Origin of the sequence: Borrelia crocidurae (assembly GCF_000825665.2) — a bacterium.
Lineage (GTDB): Bacteria > Spirochaetota > Spirochaetia > Borreliales > Borreliaceae > Borrelia > Borrelia duttonii.
The window spans coordinates 75,086-82,613 of sequence record NZ_LN609267.1; the positions used below are offsets into that span (position 1 = coordinate 75,086).

Here is a 7,528-nt window from a genome sequence, read left to right on the forward strand (position 1 = left end):
AATCAGAATATATAGCTAAATAATAAAATAAGAGAAATAAAATATAGTCCCAAAGGAATAATTCTTGAATCTGTAGACTATTTTTATAAAAATAACGATGTGATTTACAAAGAAATCAAAATTTTAAATCAAAAACCAAAAACAATACACTATATGAAAGATACTAATGGAAAACTTTTAAAAATAACAGGATCAGATTTACAAATTTGGAATTATGGAATCAATGGAGAAATAAAATCAACATATCTTGATATAAAAAAATCTAAAACAAAAGTAATCCAATATGATGATCAAAAGAGACATTTAAAAAACATCATATTAGATAATAACAAAATTGTATCTAAAGAAAACAATCAATATTTAGATGACAATGAAATAATCAATGTAAAAGAAGAAGATAATACAAAAATCATATCAAAATATAAAGATCATAACTTAATAAAACAAGAAGTTTATAAAGATAATAAAATAACAAAAATATGCGACTTTGAATATAATGAATCTGGACATGTTACAATGGAAAATGTCATTATAAAAGATGAAGATAAAGAATATACTACAAAAACAACATATGAATATGATTCTGATGATAAATTAATGTCAAAAACGATCTATGAAAATGACTTAATATCACTAAAGACTGATTATTTCAGTGACAATGAATATGAACAAAAGATATACCATAACGGAAACCCTATATTTACAATAAGATATAAAAATGATGAAATTATTGAACAAATAAATACAGATACTAGAGACAAAAATGAAACTAAATAGACTCTTATTTAAAAGATTAATCTTAGATGAACAAAATAGCTTATCACTCACAATTGTCATAATCTTAAGTATAGTACTTGGACAAATCATTATCATCATCACAATATCAATCATGAATGGTTTTCAAAATGATTTTTTCACAAGCATATCTACAATAGAGAGTGGCAATTTAAAAATTGAAAACAAATTAAATGAGCAAGAATTCAATTCCATTAAAAAAATGAAAGAAATAATTCAAATAAATAAAATTTATGAAACACAAGGAATTGGAATTGAAAATTATTATTACCCAAGCATATTAAATATAATAGCATTTGATACAAAAGACGTTATAAATGACAAAAACTTTCTTCGCCTAACAGGTCTGACAGCATCTCAAATCCAACTTAATGAAGATGAAATCATCATAGGAGACGTGCTCTCATATAACTTAGATCTATATGCAGGAGACACAATAGGTTTGATATTAAATGATGAAATTACAAATTTACATACATTAAAAAACGAAGTAAAACAATTTAAAATAAAAGCCATTTTTAAGAGCAATTATAGCAAAATAAACCAATCTACAATATTTATGAATATCAATTACTTTTATACAAAACAACTAATTCAAGATATAGATATTAATTATCAATTAAAAACAAAAAATTTATATCCAAGTAAAAAACTAATAAATGCAATCAAAAATATTAATCAAAAAATCAAAATTAAACCTTGGCATGAATATAATAAAGAATTTTACAAAGCACTAAAAATAGAGAAAAATACAATGTTAATCATTCTAACAAGCATATTTCTTGTCATTGCTGTTAACACATACTACCTACAAAAAAGGATAATAATTAATAAAAGTAAATCTATCTCAATAATCTTATTTTTGGGACTAAGAGCACAAAAAATTAGAAAAGTTTTCCTAATTCATTCAGTAATAATTTGTGTATTGGGAAGCATCATTGGAATCATTTCAGGCATCATAATATCTCTAAACATAAACGAAATCTTAAATACAATTGACATCTTAATAAATAGCTTGATTAATGCTGTAAATTATATATTAAAATTAAATCTGGAAAATATAGAAATAAAAATAGTAAAAAATACAATTACGCCTAAAATATTCTTAGGTGATTTAATGCTAATACTATTTTTTGCTTGTCTATTTACAATATGTTCAAGCCTAAAAGTGACTAAAAAAATCAAATATACTGATAAAATAAACGGAGCAACACCATAAATGCACAATACACAAAACATAATATGCATCAAAGAAATATATAAAACGTATACTAAAAATAAAACAAAAATACAAGTACTAGAAAATTTAAATTTAAATGTCAAAAATGGTGATTTTATTTCTATTCAGGGTAAAAGCGGTTGTGGCAAATCAACACTCTTTAATATCATATCAGGAATTGATAAAATGGATTCAGGAGACATAATATCATGTGGAATATCTTTAAAAAATGCAAATGAAAAAACCTTAAGTTTATATAAAAATACAAAAATAGGTCTTGTATTTCAAAATCACAATTTAATTGATGAATTTAATGTATTTGAAAACATTATTTTACCTAAAATAATAGAAGGAAAAGATAACTTTGCAGAAATCAAAAAAAAAGCTCTGCGCTTAATGAAAATATTAGATATCGAAACAAGAAAAGAACATTATCCTTCAGAATTATCCGGAGGAGAAGCACAACGAGCAGCTATTGCAAGAGCTTTAATAAACGAACCAAATATAATACTATGCGATGAACCTACTGGTAATCTAGATATCAACACTGCCAAAACAGTAGAATCATTATTAATAGAAACATCCAAAACATTTAATAAAACACTTCTTTTAGTAAGTCATAATCCAGAATTTTCAAATAAAGCAGATATCAAATACGAACTTAGAGATAAAACATTAAAGAGAATATGATGCACTCCAATATTAAAGAACTTTTAAAAATAGCATATGTTATATTCATACACTCAAAAAATAAAAAAGCTCTTATAGGTTCTGGGATATCTTTAAGTCTAGTAATGATTCCTTTAATAATTGTTTATTATATGTCAAACAATATTATGAACGCCACAATAGAAAGATACATTGAAAATGAAGGATTTTCAGTACAGATAGAATATAATGAAATTCACAAAGATGAATATCTAAAATCTAAGCTAGAAAAATTTAAAAACGAATATAAACATGATAAGCTAAGATATTTCTTTGAGAAAAGAACCTATGGACTTATTGGAAATAAAAAAAAACAAGGGGCTTTAATCAGAGCAGTAGAAAATAAATTTATTAAGAATAATAAACATATAAAATTAGTAGATGGAAAGAAAAACTTTAACAAAAATGAAATATTAATATCAAGACAAATCAAAGACAAGCTTAATTTAAATATTAGTGACTCTATCTACTTAATAGTACCTAACAATAAATATCAAAAAATACTCCCCAGAGCACAAAAATTTACCATAGCTGGAATAATTGAAACAGGATTAAGAGAAATTGATAAAAATTTAGTTTTTATTTCATTACAAGACGCAAATATAATGACAAAAGAATTATCTAAAAGTATAATTGGACTTTCTATTAAAACCAATACAAAAGAAAAAACTAATAATCTTAAAGAAAAGCTCACAAAAGAATTTAAAGAATATAAAATAAAAACATTTTATGAACTATATCTAAACAAATATACAAATTTAAATATAAGCAAAAAACTTTTAATATTCATTATGGCATTTATCGTAATATTTGCAAGTATTAATATATCCTCATCACTCTGTATGTTAATACTTGAAAATAAAAAGAAAATTGCAATATTAAAATCAATTGGAATGAATAATGCAACCCTTAAATTAATATTTATACTGATAGCACTTGTTTTAAGTTCAACATCATGCATAATAGGAATCATCATAGGAAATTACCTAACCATCAATATAGAACAAATAATTAACATAGTAGATATTATAACCAATATAATTTTAAAGATATTTGGCGCTGATAACACAGAACTTCTAAATTCTGACTATTATATCTCTGAATTTAACATCAAAATAAGTACTAAATTTAGCCTAATTATCCTCTTAGCCTATACATTAATTAGTATTGCAACAACACTTATTCCTCTGAACATCATCTCAAAATTTAAAGAAAAAGAAATACTATAATCTATATAAAAAAATAGATACTATTTTACAAATACATTAATGATTTTAATAGAAGATAATTCCTCTTTAATGTTTGCATAAATCTCTTTTGGAAAAATGGTTTTTAGTGAAAAAACTTGTCTAGAACGAGATTTAAGAAAAGAATTGGATTCAGAAATTAACTTTCTCTTTAACGACCTAATGACTTGACTATCTTTAGTAACATAAATTATTTCAATTTCTAAATCTTTAACATCATCACTTGAACTATTATAAACTTCTATTAAAGAATTAACTTCATAAATTTCAAAAGATTCATGAAAATAACTACCAAGATATTTAAAAGTTAATATTGATGAACTTGTCTCCAAATTAATACCAGAGAAATCATTAACGTCTTTAAAAAATTCAATTAAACGTATATCAAGAACCATTTTTTTAGGATGAGAACTAATACCTTTAGAAACATTATATATAAAATCAATTGGAACATATACTCCCCTATTCCATTTATTGGGGAAATCACTCTTCTTTTCAAAAACTTTATTTAAAATAGGTTTTCCCAAATCATCATAAACTGTTATACTATAAGAAATATTTTTAATAGAATCTTTCGATGAAATAATTCCTGCTTTTAACTGATAAGTATGTGAATCTTCAAAAACCAATACCTTAGCACTTTCAACTTCAACATAATATAAAACATTAGGATTGCCAATAAGATTAGCAGATTCAACTATTAAATCAGATGCCCTTGTAACTGAAGGCAAGCCTTGAACTACAGGCTCTTTGATATCCCTCTCTAAATCACCAAAATATTCATGACCACCAATAAAAGGATATACTGTTCTATATGTAATAAATGCAATAACAGATATTAATATAAAACTTAACAATAATACTAATATCCTCTGTTTTAATTTTGAAAATTCATCATATTCTCTTAAATCAACGCCATCAATTATTCCAAACTCTCTAGCCTGCAAACTTACATGTATTAATTTTTTATTTGTATCTTTAGTATTTATTTCCGTAACAAGCCTCTTATAAAGATTAAAAAACAAAGTAAAGAGAGACTTATTATGAAGAGAATACAAATACACAGCATCAAGTTCTCTTAAAGAATGAGCGAAATCTCCAGCTCGCTCTAATTGTCGAGTTCTATCATATATCTTAAAAAAATGCTTTTCAATATTTTCCATATCAGCATCAGAAATATCAGCTCGTCCCATAATTTCTTTTATTCTTCTTTCTTTTAAAATTTTATTCTTATGCTTAGATAAAGTAGATAAATAAATTTTAATTCTTTCTTCAGAAGTTTTACTCATTATCTTCTAGTTCATCAACTTTTTTCAAAAGCCAATAAGCAATATTTTTAGCCGTATCTTTTGTAATAGAAATTCCAACAAAAGAATTAATCAAAATTACCTTTTCTTTAGAACCCCTAAGATCTCCAGAAATCTCTTCCAAAACACCTTCTTTAGTTTTAGTATAAACAATCTCTTCAGGAATTTCTGTAGACTCAAAAACAAGATCACAAAAAATTTCTCCAGTATTAGTTACACTTCCATAAATATTATTAATAGGAACTAATTTATAATCTTCTGCTTTTAAAAATCAGTAGAAGATCAATTTGAAAAAACGACAGATGATAGAGCTTTTGTAGAAGCGCGTGAACTGCTATTTCTAAATCAAAGATTATAGAAATAGCTTCTTGTTTCATCCCATGATAGCTTTTTAGGTTCTCCAAGAACGGTCATCCACTAGAGCATGGTCCACAAGCTTTACTTCAGGCAGTTCCTGCCTTAGTTTTTATTTCCTTATAATAATAAGCTTTAAGATTTAGAGCTGCATTTATATCTCTATCGTGCAAAGTGTTACAACTCCTACAACTCCACCTAATATCACTTAATTTTAGAGTTGTATTTTTAATACCGCAATTGTTGCATAGCTTGCTTGATGGAAAATATCTATCAACTTTATGTAAATAGGCTCCGCACCACTCTGATTTATATGATAATTGTCTTACAAACTCATGCCATCCCAAATCATTAACACTTTTGCCAAACATTCCTTTTTGCATACTTTTAATTGATAGGCTTTCTATTACTATATTTTTATAATTAGCTACAAAATAATAAGATAATTTATGTAAAAAATCTTTTCTTTGATTTGAAATTTTCCTATGCAACTTGGCAACTCTTAATCTAGATTTAGCTCTATTTCTAGAGCCCTTTTGTTTTTTTGATAGTTTTCTTTGGCATTTCTTGAGTTTACGTTCATTTTTTAGTAAACATTTGGGATGATTGATTTTCTCACCCTCACTACTTACTAAAAAATGCCTCATGCTCATATCAATACCAACTATCTCTTTTTTATTGCATTTAGTTTTATCGTTATTTTTAACATCTAAGCACTCAACTGCTACTGAAATATAATATTTATCATCAGTATCTTTTTCTACTACTACATTTTTAATAACTTCATTGCTTTTAATTTTCCTATGTAAAGCTAATTTTACAAATCCTATTTTAGGTAGCTTTATATAATCATTTTCTATTCTTATTGAGTTTTTTTGATTATTAGTTCTAAAGGTTTGTCTATTTTTCTTACTTTTATATTTAGGAAATCCTTGTGTTCTATTTCCTTTTTTAATTTCTCTAAAAAAATTACTATACGCAGAATTTAAGTCAATCCATGCGCTACAAAGAGCTAAACTATCAACTTCCTTTAAAAATGGAAATTCATTTTTATAATTACTTGGATTAACGCTAATACTTTTCTTATTCTTTTCATAATAGTCTCTCTTATCACTTAACATTTTGTTATACAAAAATCTTACGCATCCAAATACTTTTGAAAAATATTTCTTTTGATTAGCGTCAGGATATATTCTGTACTTATAAGCTTTATTAGCACCCATATGTTTTGTTATTTTATAATATTTTATACTTAAGTGTATATGTCACACAAGCTAACTTTTAATAATCACTGCGTATATTCTATTAATTATCACCTAGTATTAGTTACTAAATATAGGCATAAATGCATAAATGCCGAGCTTTCATCTTTTCTTTACCAAATAATACTTAATATATGTTCTTTATGGAAAATAACCCTTAATGAATTCAACCATGATAAGGATCATATTCATTTATTACTAGAATTTACCCCCAATATTCAACCTTCTAAATTTATCAATAATCTAAAAACAGTATCGTCAAGGCTTATAAGGAAAAAATATTCTACTCATTTAGATAAATATTATTGGAAACCTTATTTTTGGTCTAGAAGTTATTGTCTTATTTCTACTGGAGGAGCCTCTATTGATATCATCAAAAAATATATTCAAAATCAAAATAAATCCATTTAATAACAAATTCATCTCCACCTAAATTTCATAGAAATTATAGGTGGAGATTTCTTTGTTATTATTTGTTAAATATAAAATCACAAAAATCTTATATTAACATACAAAATAATTTAAAAAGAAAGTAAAATAAAAAATTATGAAAAACAATTACCAAATGGAGGAATTAATTATAACAAGATGGCTAGAAAAAAACCAAAAGTAATAACTATTGCAAGTATTAAGGGT

The 7,528-nt window shown here is 25.0% G+C and carries 7 protein-coding genes and 1 pseudogene; 5 read left to right on the forward strand and 3 right to left on the reverse strand.

Features of this window, described 5'->3' with window-relative positions; translation table 11 throughout:
- From BN1173_RS00405 to BN1173_RS00420, 4 genes and pseudogenes are all read left to right on the forward strand, one after another.
- Positions 1-777, forward strand: a pseudogene (locus tag BN1173_RS00405) (hypothetical protein); the annotation flags it as partial.
- Positions 764-2,014, forward strand: a complete 1,251-nt coding sequence (locus BN1173_RS00410) for an ABC transporter permease (RefSeq protein WP_040235797.1) — start codon at positions 764-766, stop codon at positions 2,012-2,014. The pseudogene BN1173_RS00405 and the gene BN1173_RS00410, both read left to right, overlap by 14 nt.
- The gene (locus tag BN1173_RS00415) at positions 2,015-2,704 is read left to right on the forward strand and encodes an ABC transporter ATP-binding protein (RefSeq protein ID WP_012537851.1); all 690 of its coding nucleotides are present in this window, start codon (positions 2,015-2,017) and stop codon (positions 2,702-2,704) included.
- A complete protein-coding gene (locus BN1173_RS00420) occupies positions 2,701-3,951 on the forward strand; it encodes an ABC transporter permease (protein WP_040235799.1) in 1,251 nt (416 codons plus the stop codon). Before BN1173_RS00415 ends, BN1173_RS00420 begins: the two co-directional genes overlap by 4 nt.
- Positions 3,952-3,971: 20 nt before the next feature.
- On the opposite strand, the gene BN1173_RS00425 is transcribed toward BN1173_RS00420, so the two are convergent.
- The 3 genes from BN1173_RS00425 to BN1173_RS00435 all read right to left on the reverse strand — a co-directional run bounded on the left by BN1173_RS00425 (position 3,972) and on the right by BN1173_RS00435 (position 6,853).
- The gene (locus BN1173_RS00425; protein WP_040235801.1) at positions 3,972-5,258 is read right to left on the reverse strand and encodes a hypothetical protein; all 1,287 of its coding nucleotides are present in this window, start codon (positions 5,256-5,258) and stop codon (positions 3,972-3,974) included.
- Positions 5,251-5,514, reverse strand: a complete 264-nt coding sequence (locus BN1173_RS00430) for a hypothetical protein (RefSeq protein WP_139418538.1) — start codon at positions 5,512-5,514, stop codon at positions 5,251-5,253. Before BN1173_RS00430 ends, BN1173_RS00425 begins: the two co-directional genes overlap by 8 nt.
- Before the next feature lie 205 nt (positions 5,515-5,719).
- Positions 5,720-6,853 (reverse strand): RNA-guided endonuclease TnpB family protein, encoded by a 1,134-nt coding sequence (locus BN1173_RS00435; RefSeq protein WP_040235804.1) that lies wholly within the window; start codon positions 6,851-6,853, stop codon positions 5,720-5,722.
- Positions 6,854-6,892: 39 nt separating this feature from the next.
- Here BN1173_RS00435 and tnpA point away from each other — a divergent pair, with 39 nt between their 5' ends.
- Complete coding sequence (gene tnpA / locus BN1173_RS04825) at positions 6,893-7,303, forward strand: IS200/IS605 family transposase (protein ID WP_082020214.1); 411 nt, start codon at positions 6,893-6,895, stop codon at positions 7,301-7,303.
- The last annotated feature ends 225 nt before the right edge of the window (positions 7,304-7,528 follow it).